Source organism: Nonomuraea sp. ZG12, from assembly GCF_052068115.1.
Classification (GTDB): Bacteria; Actinomycetota; Actinomycetes; order Streptosporangiales; family Streptosporangiaceae; genus Nonomuraea.
Genome location: NZ_JBQHCW010000003.1, coordinates 262,463 through 280,427, shown reverse-complemented (window position 1 = coordinate 280,427; position 17,965 = coordinate 262,463). Strand labels below are relative to the sequence as shown.

Below are 17,965 nucleotides of genomic sequence, written 5' to 3'. Positions count from 1 at the left end.
ATCTCATGACAGAGGAGAAGATCTGATGCTCGAGATCAGCGAACTGCGCAAGCGCTTCGCCGGAGGCCCGGACTCGCCGGAAGGCAAGCTCGCCCTCGACGGGATCAGCTTCGCCGTACGGCCGGGCGAGATGTTCGGGTTCGTCGGCGCGAACGGAGCCGGCAAGACGACGACCATGCGGATCGTCATGGGTGTGCTCAAGGCCGACTCCGGCTCGGTGAGCTGGCAGGACAGGCCGCTGACGTACGCCGACCGGCAGAAGTTCGGCTACATGCCGGAGGAGCGCGGGCTCTACCAGAAGATGCGGGCGGGGGAGCAGATCGAGTACTTCGGCCGGCTGCACGGGCTGAGCGAGAGCGCCGCCAAGCAGGCCACCGACGACCTGCTGCAGCGCCTCGGGCTCACCGAGCGCAGGAACGACGCGGTGGAGTCCCTCTCCCTGGGCAACCAGCAGCGCGTCCAGCTCGCGGTGGCCCTGGTGCACGACCCCGAGGTGCTCATCCTCGACGAGCCGTTCTCCGGCCTCGACCCGATCGCGGTCGACGCGCTGGCCACGGCCCTCCAGGAGCGCTGCCGCGGTGGCGTGCCGGTGATCTTCTCCAGCCACCAGCTCGAACTGGTCGAGCGGCTGTGCGACTCGGTGGGCATCGTCTCGGCCGGGCGGATGGTGGCCAGCGGCACGGTCGAGGAGTTGCGCGCCGCCGAGAGCCGCACGCTGCGGGTCGTGGTCAGCGAGGCGGTCCCCGGCTGGGCCGAGGGCCTGCCGGGTGAGGTGACCGTCACCGGCGACCGCCATGTGCTGCTCACGGATGTCGGCCCAGGTCATGGCGATGACCAGGAGATCCTGCGCCGCGCCGTGAAGGCCGGCCGGGTCGAGCACTTCGGCGTCGAGCAGCCGTCCCTCACCGAGATCTTCAAGGAGGCCGTGGCGTGAACGGGTTGATGCTCGTCGCCAGGCGTGAGATCAGCACGCAGATCCGTACGAAGGCGTTCATCGTCGGCCTGGCGATCACCGCCGTGCTGGTGGGGGCGCTGGCGTTCGCGCCGAAGTTCTTCGACGGCCCCGATTCCTACGCGCTGGGCACCGTACACACCCAGCAGTTGCCGCTGGAGGCGGCGGCGCCCGACGCGGAGTTCGAGTGGCGCTCGTTCCCGGATGAGAAGGCGGCCACCGAGGCGGTGCTCGACGGTGACGTCGACGCGGTGCTCGTCAACGGCACCAAGGTGATCACCGACGGGGAGATCGAGTCCGAGCTGGGCGTGCTCCTGCAGAGCATTCACCGGGAGACGAAGCTCGGCGCGGCGGGAGTGCAGATCGCGCCGCTGCAGATGGAGTCCGTGGGCGCCGACACCCGTTACGAGGCCGCGCGGACGGGCATCGCCGTGGTCCTCGTCCTGGTGCTGTTCATGCTCATCATCGGTCAGGTCATGATGGTGGCGATGGGCGTGGTCGAGGAGAAGGGCAGCCGGATCGTGGAGATCCTGCTGAGCGCGGTCCGGCCGTGGCAGCTGCTGGGCGGCAAGATCGTCGGCCTCGGGGTGCTCGGCCTGATCAACCTGGGCACGATCCTCGTGGTCGGCCTCGGGGCCTCGTTCGCCTCCGGGTTCGCCGCCGACTTCCCGCCGGGCATGGTGGGCATCGTGGCGGGCGTCCTGCTCTGGTTCGTGCTCGGTTATGCCTTCTTCGCCACGCTGGCGGCCGCGCTCAGCTCGCTGGTCTCCCGGCAGGAGGAGGTCGGCAACGTGATGACGCCGCTGACGATGCTCATCATGGCGTCCTACTTCGTGGCCTTCTATGCCACCAACGACCCCACCGGCACGGTCGCCACCATCGTCTCCTTCGTCCCGCCGTTCTCCTCCATGGTGATGCCGGTGCGGATGGCGGCCACCGAGGTGCCGATGTGGGAGGTCGGGGTCTCCGTCGTGCTGATGGCGCTGGCCGTGGTGGGCACGCTCACCTTCGGCGCGAAGGTGTACGAGCGCGCCGTGCTGCGCACCGGCGCGCGGGTCAAGCTCGGCGAAGTCCTGCGCGCCAAGTAGATGGAGGAGCTCAGGCGGGCGCGGCGGCACACCCTGCAGATGATGGTCATGATGCTGGTCATCATGTGGCTGTTCATCGGGATGCGCCAGGCCATGGCCGCCGCCGACGGCCACGCCCCATCGTGGCCGCGCCTGGCGCCCGCCCTGGTCGCGTCCGCCTGCTTCACCTGGCTGTACGTACGGGTCGCGGCCGGCATCATCGACCGTCGCCACCCCGTCAAGGAGATCGTGGCGGCCGCCGCCGTGGCCGTGTGCGCGGCGGCAATCGGCGGAGGCGACCCCCTGCACTTCGGCATGGTGCTGGTCGTCTGGTTGTCGGTCGCCTCACTCGGGGTCACCCGGAGGACCGCCGTGCTCATGGCGGTGGGCACCTTCGTCACCGGCATCATGCTGAGTCTCGGCAACTATTATCTCGACCCTTCCACGCTGCTGGTCGACGACCGGGACATCGGCAGCGTCCTGCTGTTCGTGGTGCCCACCTATGCGGTGTTCTGCGCGCTCTTCCCGCCGTCCAACCGGGTCTGGATGTACATGCTGTCGCTGGCGATCCAGGCGCAGGAGGGCAAGGAGGCGCACACCCGGCTGGCGCTCGCGGAGGAGCGGCTGCGCTTCTCCCGGGACCTGCACGACATCGTCGGGCACCAACTGTCCGCCATCGCGGTCAAGACGGAGCTGGCCGTACGGCTGGCGGACGCCGACGCGGCGGCGGCCAAGGCGGAGATGACCGAGGTCAACACGCTGACCAGGAAGGCGCTGCGGGAGCTGCGCCAGGCGGTGCGCGGCTACCGTGAGCTTGACTTGCAGGCTGAGCTGAATAGCGTGAAGGGAGTCCTCGAAGCGGCGGGCGTACGGTGCCGGACGCATCTGCCCTACCGCGAGCTTCCCGAAGGCGTGGCGCCGGTGTTCGCCTACGTCGTCCGGGAGGCGGTGACCAACGTGCTCAAGCACAGCGCGGCCACGCACTGCGACATTCTCGTACGGTTCACCGACGAGGAGGCCGAGATCAGCGTGCGCAACGACGGAGTCGGCGGTTGGCGCGGCGAGGATCTGGGCAGCGGCCTGACCGGACTGGCCGAGCGGGTGGAGGCCGTCGGCGGCAGATTCACGGCGGGCCCGGCAGGTGACGGAGAGTTTGTGCTTCGCGCGGTCGTGTCTCTGCCGATACCTGGGTAGGGGACAGAGGCCGGGTCTACCTCGGCGAATGCTCTGTGCGAGAGAGCGACCACGCCGCGTACGACAGCGCGGGGTGACTGAGGAGGTGGCATGCGCGTCCGGGGCAATCCAAGAGCACAGGTGGTGCGGATCGGGGAGCGGCTCGACGCGGGCACGTCGGCGGGCGTGCGGTCGCGCCTGCACGAGGCCGTCGAGGCCGGCGAGGGAGACCTGATCGTCGACCTCTCCAAGCTGGAGATGATCGACGCCACCGGTCTCGGAGTGCTCGTGGGCACGCATCGGCTCGCGCTCAGCGCGCAACGCCGCCTCGTCCTTCGGGGGGTGCCACCGCGGATCATGCGGGTGCTGGCGGTGACCCGGCTGAATCGGGTCCTTTCCGTCGAGGCGCAGCAGGCGGCGGTGGCCTGACACGACGCCGTACGCGGCGACATATCGGAGCGGGCAGCGATCAGCCGCTGCCCGCTCTCACTGTTTTCCGGTAAGCGCTTTTCGGGCACACCGATTTATCGAATCCGGCCCGCTGCAATAAGACAATCGCAGACCGTGATCATGGTGTCACGGTTTTCCCAGCGATCTGCCGAAGATGTGCACCGCGACGTCCACGAGTTCGTCGATGCTCGGCGGGTCGTCCGCGAGCAACCATTCAATGAGCAACTCTTGCAGCGCTCCAATTACGCCGAGAGCGACCAGGCGGCGATTGCCCGTGGCCGGCTCGGGAAAATCGGTGGACGCCTCCTCGACCAGCCGGGCGAAGGAGCTGACGGCGCGCTGGCGTGAGGCGGCCAGGATGTCGCCTGACCTGCGCACCTCCAGGTGCATGATGCGTGCCCTGCGCCAGTCGGCGGTCGTGAACTCGACATAGGCCCGAATGCCGGCGCTGACCCTGTCGTCCAGGCCGGCGTGCGCCTCCTCCAACGCCGCGGCCACCGCGGCCAGGCTCTCCTCCACGCACCGCTCGTGAAGGGCCTGCAAGAGCTCCTCACGGCCGCTGACACACTCGTAGAAGGCGCGGTTGGAGATCCGCGCCTCGGAGCACAGCCTTTCGATCGTCGTGGCCTCGAAACCTGGTTTCGCGTATAGCGTGTAGGCGGCTGTCATCAGCCGCTCTCGTCTGTCCGCCAGCCTTTGCTCAGCCGACATTCCCCGGTAAGACCGGTTCACATTCCACCCGTCCAACATGATCGTGGCCCCCGAGCACACAATTATGGATGGATGATCGGAATAGTGAAAGAGTGCGTACATTACCTCTTACGTCGTCCATGCAAGAACGTGACAAGTTTGATCAGCCGCTCAAGCTCCTGGGGCCCTCGGGCGAACGACGTCACGTTCATCCCCGGCAACGCGAAGCGCTGACGGGAGATGGCCTTGGGCCGGGCGAACTCGCGCAGGCCGTCCGCGCCGTGGATGCGCCCGAACCCGGAGTCGCCCACCCCGCCGAACGGCAGTGCCGGCACCCCGGCGAAGGAGATGACCGAGTTGACGGCGGTCATCCCGGACCGCATCGCGCGGGCCAGCTCCATCGCCCGCCGCGCGTCGCGGGAGAAGACCGTGCCCGCCAGCCCGTAGGCCGAGGCGTTGGCCAGCTCCAGCGCCTCCTGGGCGTCGCGGGTGCGGCGTACGGTGATCGTCGGCCCGAACGTCTCCTCACGCACCGCGGGTGAGTCCTCCGGCACGTCCTCCACGATCACCGGATCGACGAAGGGCGCCCGTACGGACTCCGGGCCGCCGATGACCACCTTGCCCGAGCCGGTGGCGTCGTCGATGTGCCGCCTGATGATGTCGAGCTGCCCCGGCATGGTGATCGGCCCGTAGTGCTCCCCGGCCCTGATGGACGCCGCCCGCTCCGACAGTTCGCGCATGAACGGCGCGTAGACCGCGTCGACCACGTACACCCGCTCCACGCCCACACACGTCTGCCCGGCGTTGGACAGCGCGCCCCACAGGCACGCGTCGGCGGCGGCCTTCAGGTCGGCGTCGGCGTCGACGATGAACGCGTCCTTGCCTCCGCACTCGGCCACCATCGGCGTCAGGTTCTCGGCGCAGGCGGCCATCACCCGCTTGGCGGTCGCCGTGGAGCCGGTGAAGGCGATCTTCCTGACCCGGGGGTCACCGGCGAGGAAGGCGCCCGTCTCGCCGAGCCCGGTCACCGTCTGGAAGACCGGCTGCTCCGGCACCGACTCGGTGAAGAGCTCCGCCAGGCGCACCCCGATGCCCGGCGTGAGCTCGCTCGGCTTGAACACCACGGCGTTGCCGGCGGCGAGCGCGTACGCGATGGAGCCCATGGGGGTGAAGACCGGATAGTTCCACGGCCCGATCACGCCCACCACCCCCAGCGGGAGATACTCCAGCGTGGCGGCCAGATTGATGCCCAGCATCCCGGACGAGACCCGGCGGCGGCCGAGGACCTTCGGCGCGTTGCGGGCCGCCCAGTCGAGGTGCGTGATCGCCAGCACGAGCTCCAGCGCGGCGTCGGCGACCGGTTTGCCGGTCTCCTGGTGCACGAGCTCGGCCAGCTCCCGAAGATGGCGGGTGACGACGGCCTTGTAGTCGAGCAGCCGCCGTCTCCGCTCGGCGTGGCCGAGCCGGGCCCACCACGCCGAGGCCGTCTCGGCCCTGCCGACGGCCTCGCGCACGGCCTCCGCGCTCTGCCGGGGATGACTGCCGACGACCTGGCCGGTCGCCGGATTCAGGGACTCGAAGGTGAGCGTCGTCATGGCGTCACCATAGACCGGTAAGCCGCCGCTTACGAGCGCGCTCAGAACAGGGTGGGGTTCTCCGGCTCGATGCCGCGCATGGCGGCGTAGTCGAGGGTGACGCAGTCGATGCCGCGGTCGTTGGCGAGCACCTTGGCCTGCGGCTTGATCTCCTGGGCGGCGAACACGCCGCGGACGGGCGCCAGCAGGGGATCGCGGTTGAGCAGCTCCAGATAGCGGGTGAGCTGCTCGACGCCGTCGATCTCGCCGCGCCGCTTGATCTCCACCGCCACCGTGCCGCCGGCCGCGTCGCGGCACAGGATGTCGACCGGGCCGATGGCGGTCATGTACTCCCGGCGGATCAGGGAGTAGCCGTCGCCCAGGGTCGTGATGTGCTCGGCGAGCAGCTCCTGCAGGTGGGCCTCCACCCCGTCCTTGATCAGGCCCGGGTCGACGCCCAGCTCGTGACTGGAGTCGTGGAGGATCTCCGCCATCGTCAGGACCAGCTTCTCACCCGTCTTGCCGTGGGTGACGGTCCACGTCTCGCCGTCCTCCTTGAGCTTGCACGGCGGGTTCATCCAGTTGAGCGGCTTGAAGGCGCGATCGTCGGCATGGATCGACACACTGCCGTCCGCCTTGATGAGCACGAGCCTGGGCGCCATCGGCAGATGCGCCGTGAGCCTTCCGATGTAATCCACGCTGCAACGCGCGATGACCAGCCGCATGTCGGCCAACCCTACCGCTCTGGGAAACTACGGGTATGGCGTTCGAAATGGTGGCTGTGGTCGGGCTCGGCACGATGGGGGCCGGCATCGCGGAGGTGTTCGCGCGGGCCGGGCTGCGAGTGATCGGCGTGGAGGCTGACGCCGACGCGCTGGCCACCGGGCGCGGCCATGTGGAGAGATCCACGCAGCGCGCGGTCGACAGAGGCAGGCTGACCGACGGCGAACGCGCCTCGATCCTCGGCCGGATCACGCTCACCACCTCGCGGGAGGACCTGCGCGAGGCCGATCTGGTGGTGGAGGCGATCCCCGAGGTCCTCGACTACAAGCTCTCGCTCTTCGCCGACCTCGACCGGATCTGCAAGCCGGAGACCGTGCTCGCCACCAACACCTCCTCGCTGCCCGTCACCGCCATCGCCGCCGCCACCGGGCGCCAGGGCCGCGTGCTCGGCATGCACTTCTTCAACCCCGCGCCGGTGATGGGCCTGGTCGAGGTCGTCAGCACGGTGCTGACGGACCCCGCGCTGGTGCCGGAGATCTCCGAGCTGGCCACCCGGCTGGGCAAGACGCCGGTGGCAGTCGGCGACCGGGCTGGATTCGTGGTCAACCGGCTGCTCCTGCCCTACCTCAACCAGGCCGCCGTGCTCATGGAGCAGGGCCTGGCCGGGCGCGATGACATCGACGCGGCGATGCGGCTCGGCGTGGGGCTGCCCATGGGGCCGTTCGAGCTGCTCGACCTGATCGGCCTCGACACCGCCTACGAGGTGATGGGGGTGCTGTTCGACGAGACGCGTGACCGCCGGCACGCGCCCGCGCCGCTGCTGCGCGAGCTGGTCTCCGCCCGGCTGCTCGGCCGTAAGAGCGGCCGGGGCTTCTACGGCGACGAACCTCGCCCGCACGAACCGGTCAAATCCTCGGTCATCACGTTCGAGGTGGCCGGGGAAGAGGCCGGCGAGCTCACCGAGCGGCTCCGTACCGCCGGCTTCAAGCCCTCGACCGACCCGGACGTGATCCTGCGGCAGGCCGACAGGCCGGTGATCGAGCACGCCGTGCGGCTCCAGGACCCCGCCAGGATGGTCGGCGTCCGGATCGTCGGCGACCGGGTCGCCGAGCTCGCCGCCACGGTGCTCACCTCGGGCGAGGCGGCCAGGGCCGCCAGGGACCTGATGAAGGTCATCGGGCTGACGCCGGTGGCGTGCCGGGACCGGGCCGGCTTCGTGACCGACGCGCTGCTCTACCCCTACCTCAACGACGCCGTCCGCATGTACGACGCGGGCTACGCCTCGATCGGCGACATCGACGCCGCCATGCGGCTGGGCTGCGGATACCCGGCCGGGCCGTTCGAGACGCTGGAGACCATCGGCCTCGCGGTGGTGCGCGACGGGCTGCGAGCCCTGTACGCGGAGTACCGCGAGCCCGCCTACGCGCCGGCGCCCCTGCTCGACCAGCTGGTCACCGCCGGCGTACGCGCGTTCCCCCGGCCATGAGCCCGCGCCGCGCCCGCCGCAGGGAGACCGGCCGTCCGCTCGGCGTGCCCCGGGGCGCCGACCGGGTGGAGGAGTGGCCCGACGGCGACTGGAAGGTGCGCATGCTCACCGGCGGCACCTCCACCAAGGACTACCGCTGTCCCGGCTGTGACCAGGAGATCCGCGGCGGCCAGCCGCACCTGGTCGCCTGGCCGGACTGGACGGGCGGCGACGACGAACGCCGCCACTGGCATCCGGTGTGCTGGCGCAAGAGACTGGACCGCGGCCCCGGCCGCAGCCGCTACTGACAGGCATGAGCCCCAACCCCCCGATGAGGAGCGACGTGGAGATTCGCGCGGCGAGCGTGCTGCCCGCCCGGCGAGAGCCGATCGAACTGCACACCGGCGACGGCCTGAGGCTGGTCGGCGAGCTGGCCCTGCCCGAGGAGCGCCCGCCGGTGGCGACGCTGGTGACCCTGCACCCGCTGCCCACCCATGGCGGCTTCATGGACAGCCACGTCTACCGCAAGGCGGCCAACCGCCTGCCCGCCCTGGCCGACCTGGCGGTGCTGCGGTTCAACACCCGCGGCACCTCCTCCGATCGCGGCACCTCCGAGGGCGAGTTCGACGGGGGCGAGGGGGAGCGGTTCGACGTGGCGGCGGCGCTGGAGTACGCCGAGTTCCACGACCTGCCCCGGGTGTGGGTGATCGGCTGGTCCTTCGGCAGCGAGCTGGCGCTCAAGTGGGCGCAGGATCCGCTGGTGGAGGGCGCCATCCTGCTCTCTCCGCCGCTGCACAGGGCGACGGACGCCGACCTGGACGCCTGGGCGGCCTTCGGCCGTCCGCTGACGGCGCTGGTGCCGGAGTTCGACGACTACCTGCGCCCGGAGGAGGCCAGGCGCCGCTTCGCCCGGGTGCCGCAGGCGGAGGTCGTCGGCGTGGACGGGGCCAAGCACCTGTGGGTCGGCGAGCCGTTCGTGCGCATCGTGCTGAACGAGATCGTGCGCCGCGTCGCTCCCGCCTCCTACCCGCTGCCCACCGAGGTCTGACCCGGGTAGCGGCGAGAGCCCCGATGTCCATAGAATCTTGTTCGGTTACCAGCGAGGAGACATCGTGGGCGCGTTCACACTCGACGGGAAGAAGGCTCTGGTCACCGGGGCCTCCAAGGGGATCGGTAAGGCGATCGCGCTCGCCTACGCCGAGGCGGGCGCGGACGTCGCGCTGGTGTCACGCTCGGCCGAGGCGCTCGCCGAGGTCGCCAAGGAGGTCGAGGCGCTCGGCAGGCAGGCCGTGGTGATCCCCGCCGACCTCACCGACCGCGACGCCGCGAGCGCGGTCGTGCGCGAGTCGATCGAACGGCTCGGCCACCTCGACATCGTCGTCAACAACGCCGGCGGGTCGAACTTCCTCGTCGAGTTCAAGGATCTCCGCCTGACCGGCTGGGACAAGATCATGCGGCTCAACCTCGACTCGGCCATGGCGGTCTGCCACGCCGTGGCGCCGCACCTGCTGGAGCGCGGCAGCGGGTCGGTGATCAACGTCGCCTCCGTCGCCGCCCGGGGCGCCCCCTTCCTGGCCCCGTACGCCGCCGCCAAGGCGGGGGTGGTGGCCCTGACCAAGACGCTGGCGGTCGAGTGGGCCCTGGCCGGCGTCCGGGTCAACGCGCTGTGCCCCGGCTGGACCGTCACCGAGCTCAACCGCAACCTGTGGGCGAACGAGGCCAGCAACCAGGCCACGGTGGCGAACGTGCCGATGCGCCGCTGGGGCACCGTGGAGGAGATGGCGCAGCCCGCGGTCTTCCTGGCCGGCGACGCGTCGGCCTACATGACGGGCCAGGTCCTGTTCATCGACGGGGGCGCCACCGCCATCTGATCCCGGACAGATGCGGTCATGTCCATCGGGCATATCGGCCCATGCCCTGGAGTGATTGTCGCGGCGAACAGGGCTACCGTGTGGTGGTGCAGCTCTACACGAGATCAGCCGGGACCGGGCTCCCGGTCGTCCTGCTCCACGCTTTCCCGCTCTCCTCCGCCATGTGGCTGGCCCAGCGGGAGGGGCTGGCCGCCTTCTGCCGGGTCATCACGCCCGATCTGCGAGGCTTCGGCGGATCGACGCTGGGGGACGACGAGCCGTCTGTCGAGCTGATGGCCGACGACGTCGCCACGATGCTCGACGCGGAGGGCATCGACCGCGCGGTGATCGGCGGGTTGTCCATGGGCGGCTACGTGACCATGGCGTTCTGCCGCCGCCATCCCGACCGGGTGCTGGGCGTGATCCTGGCCAGCACGAAAGCGAGCCCCGACACCGAGCCCGCGCGCGCCAACCGGGAGCGCATCGCCCAGGCGGTGCTGGCCGACGACCGCGAGGTGCTGGTCGAGGAGGTGCTGCCCGGGTTGCTCGGGCCCACCACCAAGCAGCGCAGGGCGATGGTGTTCGGCCGGGTCAAGGGCCTGGTGCAGTCGGCGCCGCCCAAGGCGGTGGCCTGGGCGCAGCGGGCCATGGCGGCGCGGCCCGACTCCTTCGGCACGCTGGCCGCGCTGAAGGCGCCCACGCTGGTGCTGGCGGGGCAGGAGGACGAGCTGACGCCCCCGGCCGACGCGGAGGCGATGGCCAGGGCGGTGCCCGACGGCCGGGTGGAGGTCATCGCGCAGGCCGGTCACCTGACCGCCGTGGAGCAGCCCGAGGCGTTCAACACGGCGGTGGCGCGTTTCCTCAGCGCTGAGCTTGGCGCGGTATCACGATCTCACGGATGATCAGCGCGATGGCGGCGGCCACCGGGATGGCCAGCAGCGCGCCCACGATGCCGAGCAGCGCGCCGCCGAACAGCGCGGCGATGACCGTCACGGCCGGCGTCACGTCGACCGACCGCTTCATGACCCGCGGATAGATCAGATAGTTCTCCACCTGCTGGTAGACCACGAAGAAGATGGCGCAGGCGATGCCTGCGGGCAGCGAGCCGAGCAGCGCGACGCCCGTCACCACCGCCGCCCCGATCGTGGCGCCCACCAGCGGGATCAGGTCCGTCAGCGCGACGATCAGGGCCAGCGCGAGCGCGTACTTCACGTCCACGATCGACAGGAAGATCCAGGTGAGCACGCCCGCGATGAGCGAGATGAGGATGTTGCCCGCGACGTAGCCGCCGATGCCCTTGAGGACTTCCTCGGTGATCGCCCCGGTGCGTTCGCGCCGACTGGAGGGGACCAGCCTGAGCAGGTAGTCCTTGATCGTGTTCAGGGAGCCGAGGAAGTAGAGCATGAGCACCAGCAGGGTCACCGTGGTGAACGCGCCTTCGAGCACCACGAGCCCCGCGCCCAGCACCCCGGTGGCCAGCGAGGTCCCCATGGTGCCGGTGACGAACTCCCCGAGCTGCGGCAGGAGCTGGTAGTTGGCGTCGAGCTGGCGCAGCGTCGGATGGTTGGACAGCTCGGTGACGTAACCCGGCACCGCGTCGATGAACTCGGTCAGCTGCTGGCTGACGGGCGGCACCACGGCCAGCCCGAACAGCACGAAGGCCACGATCACCCCGGCGAACACGATGGAGATCGCCCACTGCCTGCTCAGCCGCCGCCGCTGCAGCGCCTCCACGGCCGGGTTCAGCCCGACCGCGAGGAACATCGCGACCACCACCAGGATGATCACGTTCTGCAGGCTGACGACCATCTGCGCCAGCCCGATCGCGGTCAGCACGCCCAGACCGCCGACCAGCCCGAACAGGAACGGGCCCTGGCTCAGGGGCTTGCCGGGCAGCCCGTAGGGCCGAGCCGGCGGGCTGTGGTCCTCGGCCGGGGCCGCTTTGACTTCTGCGGACACGAAGAGCTCTCCTGCGGAGGTCGGGGGGACGTGACCGGCTGATCGCCGGGCAACGGAAAGAGCCTAGCGACCTTACGGTCACCAGGCTCTGTCCGGTCGTTCGATCAGCCCCCGTGTGGCTGCCTAACCCCAGTCGCCCGCTCGCGTGGCGGCGGCTACTCCTGCCACCACTCCGCGTCGTCCTCGGACTTGCCCGCCGGCTTGGCCGCCGACGGCGCCGGCGAGACGTCCGGCCTGTCGTTGGCCGGCGCCGCCGGAGCGGCAGGGGCGGCGATCGCGGGCTTCGGCGGTGCCGCCGCGACCGCGGGCTCGGGCTCCATGCCCGGCAGCGCGGCGCCGCCGAGCAGCTGGCGCAGCTGCGCCAGGTGGCTGGTGATGCTGTCGCGCTGGCGGGTCAGCTCGTCGACCTGGCGCTGCATCGAAGTGCGGGTGCGCTCGGCCTCGTTCTTGGCCTCGGTCACTATCGTCTCAGCGCTGGCCTTGGCCTCGGAGACGATCTGCTCGGTGTTCTTCCGGGCGTTGGCGACGAGCTGCTTGGCGTGCAGATCGGCCTCGCGGCGGGTCTGCTCGGCCTGCTGGCTCGCCTTGGTGGCCCTGGACTCGGCGGTGGCGGCGCGCTGCTCGGCCTCCGCGACCAGCTTCTGGGTCGCGGCCTGCGTGCTGGCGTGGTGCTCGGCCTCCTGACGCTCCGCGTCCTCGCGCCTGGACGCGAGCTGGATCTCGAACTCCGCCTCGTCCTGCGCCCGCTTGGCCTCCGACTCCTCCAGGACCCGCTGTGCCTGCCCGCGCATCTCGTCGGCCTGCCGCTTGGCGGTGGTCAGCACCTCGTCGCGCTCACGCTTGGTGGAGGCGCGCAGCTGGGCCACCTCACGCTCGGTGGTGGTGCGCAGCTTGGCGATCTCCCGCTCGGCGTCCGCGCGCTTCTCGGCGACCTCGTGGTCGGCCGTGGCCCGCAGCTTGGCGACCTCGCGCTCGGTGGTGGCGGTCAGCTCGTCGGCCTCCCGGCGGGCGGTCGAGCGGATCTCCTCGGCGTCGCGCTCCGCGCTGGTGCGCATCTCTTCGCTCTCGCGCGTGGCCAGAGCGCGCTTGTCAGCGGCCTCGGCCTCGGCGGCAGCCCGCATGTCGGCCGCGTCCACCTTGGCGGCGGCCTTGATCTCGTTCGCCTCGGACCTGGCGGCCTGAACGAGCTCGGTGGCCTGCTCCTCGGCGAGCCTGAGCAGCTGCTCGATGCGGGCGCCCAGACCGGAGTAGGTGGGGCGCTCCTGCTCCTGCAGTTGGCGCTGGGAGTCGGACAGATCCCGCTGTAGGGAGGTGACCTGCTCGCGGGACTGGCGCAGCTCGGCGTCGATCTGCTTCAGGTGGTCATGGACCTGGTGCCGGTCATAACCGCGGAGGACGACGTCGAATTCGCGAGCTGGGGCGTCCTCGAAGAAATTGTTGAGCTGGGCGTCGATGTCGGACTGCATGGAGGCTCGATCCTGGGTTGTCGAGACGGCTACACGGGCCGGACGGGGGGTTCGGGGCACCCGAGCCAGGAGCCCGTGCCATGCGGCAGGCTCCTTGTCCGGTGGAAGGCCAGCGTACTCCGCCCTTGCCGCGTTCGAAGCCCCGTCCGGGTTTCTGCGTAACTAGTTACTAATGAACGATTCTTGCGTTTGCGAGGGCTTGGCCGCTTGAACCAGCTCCGTGAGCGTTCCTCCTAGGTCTTTGGGATGGAGAAACGCGATTTCCGAACCCATCGAGCCATGCCGGGGACGCTCGTCGAGCAGTCTCACGCCCTTTGCGCCGATCTTATCCATCGCCTCGGCCACATCAGGAACCCCGAAAGCCACGTGGTGGACTCCCTCCCCCCGCCTGGCCAGGAATTTTCCCACGGGGGAATCGGGTGACAACGGTTCGAGAAGCTGAATGTAGGAGCCCCCACCTTCGCCGTCGGAGATGCGCAGCATGGCCTCCTTGACGCCCTGCTCCTCGTTGGTCTCGCGGGCCACCACGGTCAGCTCGAACGTCTCGGAGAACAGCTTGATCTTCGCCTCGAGGTCATGGCAGGCGATTCCGATGTGGTCGATGCGCATGAACATGTGTGGCCTACCTCCATAGCGAACAACGTGCTGCCCCTGGGTATCGTGTCAAAGAACCCCACGCGAAGCCCAGGAGGCCCCCGCCATGTCCGATCCGGTGTCCGGTTCTGTCATCGTCGCCGGGGCGCGCACGCCCATCGGCAAGCTGCTCGGCGCCCTGTCCGGCCTGCCCGCGGTGGAGCTCGGCGGAATCGCCATCAAGGCCGCCCTGGAGCGTGCCGGGGTGGCTCCCGAGGACGTCCAGTACGTGATCATGGGCCAGGTGCTCCAGGCAGGGGCGGGCCAGATCCCCTCCCGCCAGGCGGCGGTCAAGGCCGGCATCCCGATGACCGTCCCGTCGATCACGATCAACAAGGTCTGCCTGTCGGGCCTGGACGCCATCGCCCTGGCCGACCAGCTCATCCGGGCGGGCGAGTTCGACATCGTGGTCGCGGGCGGCATGGAGTCGATGACGAACGCCCCCCACCTGCTGCCGGGCCTGCGCAAGGGCGTCAAGTACGGCGGCGCGGACGTGATCGACTCGATGGCCCACGACGGCCTGTACTGCGCCTTCGACCAGTGCGCGATGGGCGAGTCGACCGAGCGCTACAACGCCCGCCTGGGCATCGGCCGCGAGGAGCAGGACGCGGTGTCGGCCCGCTCCCACCAGCTCGCGGCGGCCGCCGCCAAGAACGGCGCGTTCGAGTCCGAGATCGTGCCGGTGGAGATCCCGCAGCGCCGCGGCGAGCCGGTGGTCGTCAAGGAGGACGAGGGCGTGCGCGGCGACACCACGGCGGAGACGCTGGCCCGGCTGCGGCCCGCCTTCGCCGCCGACGGCACGATCACGGCCGGCTCGGCCTCGCAGATCTCCGACGGCGCCTGCGCGGTGGTGGTCATGTCCAGGGCGAAGGCCGAGGAGCTCGGCCTGCCGTGGCTGGCGGAGATCGGCCGCCACGGCAACGTCGCCGGCCCCGACGCCTCTCTGCAGTCGCAGCCGGCCAACGCGATCAAGCAGGCCCTGGCCAAGCAGGGGCGGACCCCTGCCGACCTGGACCTGGTGGAGATCAACGAGGCGTTCGCCAGCGTGGTGATCCAGTCGGTCAAGGAGCTCGGCGTACCGATGGACATCGTGAACGTCAACGGCGGCGGCATCGCGCTCGGTCACCCGATCGGGGCCTCGGGCGCGCGCATCGTGCTCAGCCTCGCGCACGAGCTCAAGCGGCGCGGCGGCGGCCTCGGCGCGGCCGGGCTGTGCGGCGGCGGCGGCCAGGGCGACGCGCTCGTCATCCGCGTGCCGAACTAGGGAAATCCGCGTACGCGGCTGGGAAATCCGCGTACGCGGCTGGGAAATCCGCGTACGCGGCTGGGAAATCCGCGTACCGGGCTAGGGAGGATGATGCGCCCGGCCGCGAGGGAGGGTGCGGCCGGGCGTTCTTGCGGCGGTCATGAGGACAGGAGACGGGCGAACAGCGACCGGTGCCCGCGCTCGGCCTTGCGGGCCTTCAGCGCCTCGCGCACCCGGCGGTGCTCGGCGGCCGCCTCGCGCAGCTCCTGCGCGTGGTTCTGCATGACGGTGTACTCGAACTCGGCGTTCATCGAAAGCTCCTGTGCTGTGGGTTCTTCTCTGCCTGCACTCTCAAGACTCGTCCTAAGGCCCGCCCCGGCACATCGGGCGGATGCCTTATCTGCGCGGGGGCGGACGTCTGAGTAGGTGCCTAGGCAGGGGAGAAGGGCACTAGGACCCTCACGTCTCGTCGGCGAACTTCACCGTCACCTTGCTGAACCCGAGGGACTTGAGCATCCCTTCCAGCATCGTCTTGGTGTTGGCGTCGGCGCGGGCGCGCAGGTCGCTGGAGACGGCCGCCTCGCTGATCTTCTTCTCCGCCAGCAGGTAGAGCTCCCGCTGGTCGCCCGGGGAGGTCGACAGGAAGTCCTGCACCCGGTCGAACAGTCCGCGCTGCTGGGCGAAGACGTATGAGCGCGAGTTGTTCAGGCTGGGCTTCTCAAGCTGGGCGCGCGGCAGGCGCACGGTCGCCTGGGTGCGGTCCTCCGACACCGTCACCGCGTCCTTGCCGAGGCGCGAGAAGTCGGTGTAGGCGTCCACGCCGCCCGCGCCGACGAACAGCGTCCGGGTGCCCTTGATCGCGTCCGGCAGGAAGTTGGCGTCCTTCTCCAGGTCCACCACCACCTGGAAGCTGCCCGTCGCGCCCACGAACCGGCTCAGGTCCTTGATGGACTCCAGCAGGACCGGCTGGCTGCGGTCGATGGTCTGCTCGCCCATGGGATTGAGCCAGGTCCAGGCCAGGCGGCCGCCCACCACGAGCAGGACCACCGCGACCAGCAAGGCCGCGAGATATCGCCACCTGCGGCGGCGCCGTGGAGCCACTGCGGGGTCCGCCGTCTCGGAAGTCGTCATGGTGTCTGACTACCCGAAAGGCGATCATCATTGCCAGCCATGAGGTGACATATTCGGTCCCCAATCGGCCGAGGGCTGGTCGCTGGGGTCCGGATAGACGGGGTAGACCTGGGGCGCGCTCTCCTCGTGCACCTGCGTGGCGGCCGGTGAGGCCGGCTGCGAGGCCGCTCCCGCGGGGCCGCCGCCGAAGTGGGTGCTGGACAGCTTGCACGCCTGGAAGTCGCTGAAGAACATGCGCAGCCACTCGCGGCGCTGGTGCTCGTTGAGCCCGGAGAACCAGGCCGCCGCGTACTCGTGCTCCAGCAGCGGCCCGCCCGGCAGCGGCTCGCCGCGCAGCCAGGCCATCACGATCTCCCGGTAGCCGTCGGCGGCGCTGCCGGCGCACCTGGCCGCCAGCGAGTCGATGTACTCGTGCGCGGCCTCGTCGGCGAACCCCGCCGACAGGTCCGGCAGGTGGATGGGCGCCAGCCCGCTGGACGGCTTGAGCGGGTCGTCGAGCGGGCGCTGCTCCACCCGGGTGAACGCTGCGGGCGTCTCCGCCAGCCGCGAGGCGATCTCGGTGAAGGCCGCCCCGAGCTCCGTCAGCCCCGCCCGCATGCCGGGATGCACGCAGACCGTGATGGGCCATTCCTGGCAGCTGTAGGCGATCTCCTGCGCCGCCGCCGGCCTCGGCTCGGCCAGCACCCGCGCCACGCCCGTGCCCGCCGCCAGCACGGCCAGCAGCGCGCAGGCCAGCACCAGCGCCTGCCTGGTCACCAGCGCGGCCCAGCCGAGCAGCAGGGCGCCCGTGACGCCGAGCAGCCAGATGATCTGGTCGAGGAAGATCGTCCCGCTCAACCCCTGGAAGAGGTCGTACGGCTCGCCCGTGCCGGGGGCCAGCCTGTCGGCCCAGCCCTCGCCGTCGGCCAGCCAGCTGAACAGCCCGTAGCAGGCGATCCCGGCGAGCGGCGGGGTGACCGCGCTCGGCAGCGACCAGCCGGCCACCCAGCCGATCACGGAATAGAGCGCCAGCCCCGCCATGCCCATGCCCAGGCCGGACAGGCTCAGCCGGCCCGCCTGCTCGGTGAGCACGGTCTTGACGGCCAGCACCAGCACGGTGGCGGCGAACGAGCCCAGCACCACCAGCATGATGGCCAGCGGCGCCTTCAACGCCTTCCAGGTCGTCAGCGGGCGGTCGCGCAGCGCCCTGCGCTTGCGCAGGGCCACCCAGGCGGCGAACGCGGCGGCGACCGGCCCGGTCAGCCGGAGCGATCCGATGACCGCCGCCACGATGTTCTCCCAGGCGTCGACGCCAGGGATCAGGACGCTCCACGCCGCGGCCAGGCCGAGAGCGAGGAGCACGGCGACCGTGACCGCCGCGCTCTGCTTCAGCTCCTCGCGTGAAACGCCCGTGTGCTCACGCACCCGTTTTCCCGTTGAAGTTCACCAAGCACCCCCCGTGCCCCGTCGGCGAGGCGGAAACGCCGAGTCCAGCCGTCCCCACGGCTGATGGACTTGGCTTCTCCGTCACCATTCGATGCGAGAACCATAACTGAGCGTGATGATTGACGCCCGGATTCTTGGCCAAGCGGAGAATCCGATGGCTC

At 70.3% G+C, this 17,965-nt stretch carries 19 protein-coding genes; 10 read left to right on the top strand and 9 right to left on the bottom strand.

Annotation, left to right across the window (positions count from 1 at the left end):
• The first annotated feature begins 25 nt into the window (after positions 1-25).
• The 4 genes from ACTMTF_RS13185 to ACTMTF_RS13170 all read left to right on the top strand — a co-directional run bounded on the left by ACTMTF_RS13185 (position 26) and on the right by ACTMTF_RS13170 (position 3,621).
• Positions 26-934, top strand: a complete 909-nt coding sequence (locus tag ACTMTF_RS13185) for an ABC transporter ATP-binding protein (RefSeq protein ID WP_441110843.1) — start codon at positions 26-28, stop codon at positions 932-934.
• On the top strand, positions 931-2,040 hold the full coding sequence (locus tag ACTMTF_RS13180; RefSeq protein WP_441110842.1) for an ABC transporter permease: 1,110 nt from the start codon (positions 931-933) through the stop codon (positions 2,038-2,040). Before ACTMTF_RS13185 ends, ACTMTF_RS13180 begins: the two co-directional genes overlap by 4 nt.
• The gene (locus tag ACTMTF_RS13175) at positions 2,041-3,213 is read left to right on the top strand and encodes a sensor histidine kinase (RefSeq protein ID WP_441110841.1); all 1,173 of its coding nucleotides are present in this window, start codon (positions 2,041-2,043) and stop codon (positions 3,211-3,213) included.
• 90 nt (positions 3,214-3,303) lie between these two features.
• Entirely contained in the window at positions 3,304-3,621 is a 318-nt protein-coding gene (locus ACTMTF_RS13170) for an STAS domain-containing protein (protein ID WP_397010272.1), read from the top strand.
• A gap of 147 nt (positions 3,622-3,768) precedes the next feature.
• Here the strand turns inward: ACTMTF_RS13170 and ACTMTF_RS13165 are convergent, their stop codons facing one another.
• From ACTMTF_RS13165 to nucS, 3 genes are all read right to left on the bottom strand, one after another.
• Positions 3,769-4,311 carry a TetR/AcrR family transcriptional regulator gene (locus ACTMTF_RS13165; RefSeq protein ID WP_441110840.1) on the bottom strand — a complete coding sequence of 181 codons (543 nt, stop codon included), beginning with the start codon at positions 4,309-4,311 and terminating at the stop codon, positions 3,769-3,771.
• A 143-nt stretch (positions 4,312-4,454) separates the two neighbouring features.
• On the bottom strand, positions 4,455-5,927 hold the full coding sequence (locus tag ACTMTF_RS13160) for an aldehyde dehydrogenase family protein (protein WP_441110839.1): 1,473 nt from the start codon (positions 5,925-5,927) through the stop codon (positions 4,455-4,457).
• A 41-nt stretch (positions 5,928-5,968) separates the two neighbouring features.
• A complete protein-coding gene (nucS, locus tag ACTMTF_RS13155; RefSeq protein WP_397010266.1) occupies positions 5,969-6,631 on the bottom strand; it encodes an endonuclease NucS in 663 nt (220 codons plus the stop codon).
• A gap of 35 nt (positions 6,632-6,666) precedes the next feature.
• Here nucS and ACTMTF_RS13150 point away from each other — a divergent pair, with 35 nt between their 5' ends.
• From ACTMTF_RS13150 to ACTMTF_RS13130, 5 genes are all read left to right on the top strand, one after another.
• Positions 6,667-8,115 (top strand): 3-hydroxyacyl-CoA dehydrogenase family protein, encoded by a 1,449-nt coding sequence (locus tag ACTMTF_RS13150; protein WP_441110838.1) that lies wholly within the window; start codon positions 6,667-6,669, stop codon positions 8,113-8,115.
• On the top strand, positions 8,112-8,402 hold the full coding sequence (locus ACTMTF_RS13145) for an ATP/GTP-binding protein (protein WP_441110837.1): 291 nt from the start codon (positions 8,112-8,114) through the stop codon (positions 8,400-8,402). Before ACTMTF_RS13150 ends, ACTMTF_RS13145 begins: the two co-directional genes overlap by 4 nt.
• Before the next feature lie 35 nt (positions 8,403-8,437).
• Positions 8,438-9,142 (top strand): alpha/beta hydrolase, encoded by a 705-nt coding sequence (locus tag ACTMTF_RS13140; protein WP_397010260.1) that lies wholly within the window; start codon positions 8,438-8,440, stop codon positions 9,140-9,142.
• A 64-nt stretch (positions 9,143-9,206) separates the two neighbouring features.
• Positions 9,207-9,965 (top strand): SDR family NAD(P)-dependent oxidoreductase, encoded by a 759-nt coding sequence (locus ACTMTF_RS13135; RefSeq protein WP_397010258.1) that lies wholly within the window; start codon positions 9,207-9,209, stop codon positions 9,963-9,965.
• An 86-nt stretch (positions 9,966-10,051) separates the two neighbouring features.
• On the top strand, positions 10,052-10,846 hold the full coding sequence (locus ACTMTF_RS13130) for an alpha/beta fold hydrolase (RefSeq protein WP_397010256.1): 795 nt from the start codon (positions 10,052-10,054) through the stop codon (positions 10,844-10,846).
• Here the strand turns inward: ACTMTF_RS13130 and ACTMTF_RS13125 are convergent.
• The 3 genes from ACTMTF_RS13125 to mce all read right to left on the bottom strand — a co-directional run bounded on the left by ACTMTF_RS13125 (position 10,806) and on the right by mce (position 13,984).
• Positions 10,806-11,903 carry an AI-2E family transporter gene (locus ACTMTF_RS13125; RefSeq protein ID WP_441110836.1) on the bottom strand — a complete coding sequence of 366 codons (1,098 nt, stop codon included), beginning with the start codon at positions 11,901-11,903 and terminating at the stop codon, positions 10,806-10,808. The genes ACTMTF_RS13130 and ACTMTF_RS13125 overlap by 41 nt on opposite strands.
• 155 nt (positions 11,904-12,058) lie before the next feature.
• Positions 12,059-13,369, bottom strand: a complete 1,311-nt coding sequence (locus ACTMTF_RS13120; protein ID WP_397010252.1) for a DivIVA domain-containing protein — start codon at positions 13,367-13,369, stop codon at positions 12,059-12,061.
• A 162-nt stretch (positions 13,370-13,531) separates the two neighbouring features.
• A complete protein-coding gene (gene mce / locus ACTMTF_RS13115; protein ID WP_397010250.1) occupies positions 13,532-13,984 on the bottom strand; it encodes a methylmalonyl-CoA epimerase in 453 nt (150 codons plus the stop codon).
• Between the two features lie 97 nt (positions 13,985-14,081).
• Here mce and ACTMTF_RS13110 point away from each other — a divergent pair, with 97 nt between their 5' ends.
• Positions 14,082-15,266: an acetyl-CoA C-acetyltransferase gene (locus ACTMTF_RS13110; protein ID WP_397010736.1), complete on the top strand. Its 1,185-nt coding sequence runs from the start codon at positions 14,082-14,084 to the stop codon at positions 15,264-15,266.
• Positions 15,267-15,406: 140 nt separating this feature from the next.
• Here the strand turns inward: ACTMTF_RS13110 and ACTMTF_RS13105 are convergent, their stop codons facing one another.
• The 3 genes from ACTMTF_RS13105 to ACTMTF_RS13095 form a co-directional block, all read right to left on the bottom strand.
• Positions 15,407-15,559, bottom strand: a complete 153-nt coding sequence (locus tag ACTMTF_RS13105; protein WP_397010248.1) for a hypothetical protein — start codon at positions 15,557-15,559, stop codon at positions 15,407-15,409.
• A gap of 148 nt (positions 15,560-15,707) precedes the next feature.
• Positions 15,708-16,379 (bottom strand): DUF4230 domain-containing protein, encoded by a 672-nt coding sequence (locus ACTMTF_RS13100; RefSeq protein WP_397010246.1) that lies wholly within the window; start codon positions 16,377-16,379, stop codon positions 15,708-15,710.
• Positions 16,380-16,406: 27 nt separating this feature from the next.
• Positions 16,407-17,783: a hypothetical protein gene (locus tag ACTMTF_RS13095; RefSeq protein WP_441110835.1), complete on the bottom strand. Its 1,377-nt coding sequence runs from the start codon at positions 17,781-17,783 to the stop codon at positions 16,407-16,409.
• Between the last annotated feature and the right edge of the window lie 182 nt (positions 17,784-17,965).

Coding starts and splice junctions, on each gene's coding strand:
- ACTMTF_RS13185 (WP_441110843.1), top strand. CDS start 26: ATGCTCGAGATCAGCGAACTGCGCAAGCGCTTCGCCGGAGGCCCGGAC.
- ACTMTF_RS13175 (WP_441110841.1), top strand. CDS start 2,041: ATGGAGGAGCTCAGGCGGGCGCGGCGGCACACCCTGCAGATGATGGTC.
- ACTMTF_RS13170 (WP_397010272.1), top strand. CDS start 3,304: ATGCGCGTCCGGGGCAATCCAAGAGCACAGGTGGTGCGGATCGGGGAG.
- ACTMTF_RS13165 (WP_441110840.1), bottom strand. CDS start 4,311: ATGACAGCCGCCTACACGCTATACGCGAAACCAGGTTTCGAGGCCACG.
- ACTMTF_RS13160 (WP_441110839.1), bottom strand. CDS start 5,927: ATGACGACGCTCACCTTCGAGTCCCTGAATCCGGCGACCGGCCAGGTC.
- nucS (WP_397010266.1), bottom strand. CDS start 6,631: ATGCGGCTGGTCATCGCGCGTTGCAGCGTGGATTACATCGGAAGGCTC.
- ACTMTF_RS13150 (WP_441110838.1), top strand. CDS start 6,667: ATGGCGTTCGAAATGGTGGCTGTGGTCGGGCTCGGCACGATGGGGGCC.
- ACTMTF_RS13145 (WP_441110837.1), top strand. CDS start 8,112: ATGAGCCCGCGCCGCGCCCGCCGCAGGGAGACCGGCCGTCCGCTCGGC.
- ACTMTF_RS13120 (WP_397010252.1), bottom strand. CDS start 13,369: ATGCAGTCCGACATCGACGCCCAGCTCAACAATTTCTTCGAGGACGCC.
- mce (WP_397010250.1), bottom strand. CDS start 13,984: ATGTTCATGCGCATCGACCACATCGGAATCGCCTGCCATGACCTCGAG.
- ACTMTF_RS13105 (WP_397010248.1), bottom strand. CDS start 15,559: ATGAACGCCGAGTTCGAGTACACCGTCATGCAGAACCACGCGCAGGAG.
- ACTMTF_RS13100 (WP_397010246.1), bottom strand. CDS start 16,379: ATGACGACTTCCGAGACGGCGGACCCCGCAGTGGCTCCACGGCGCCGC.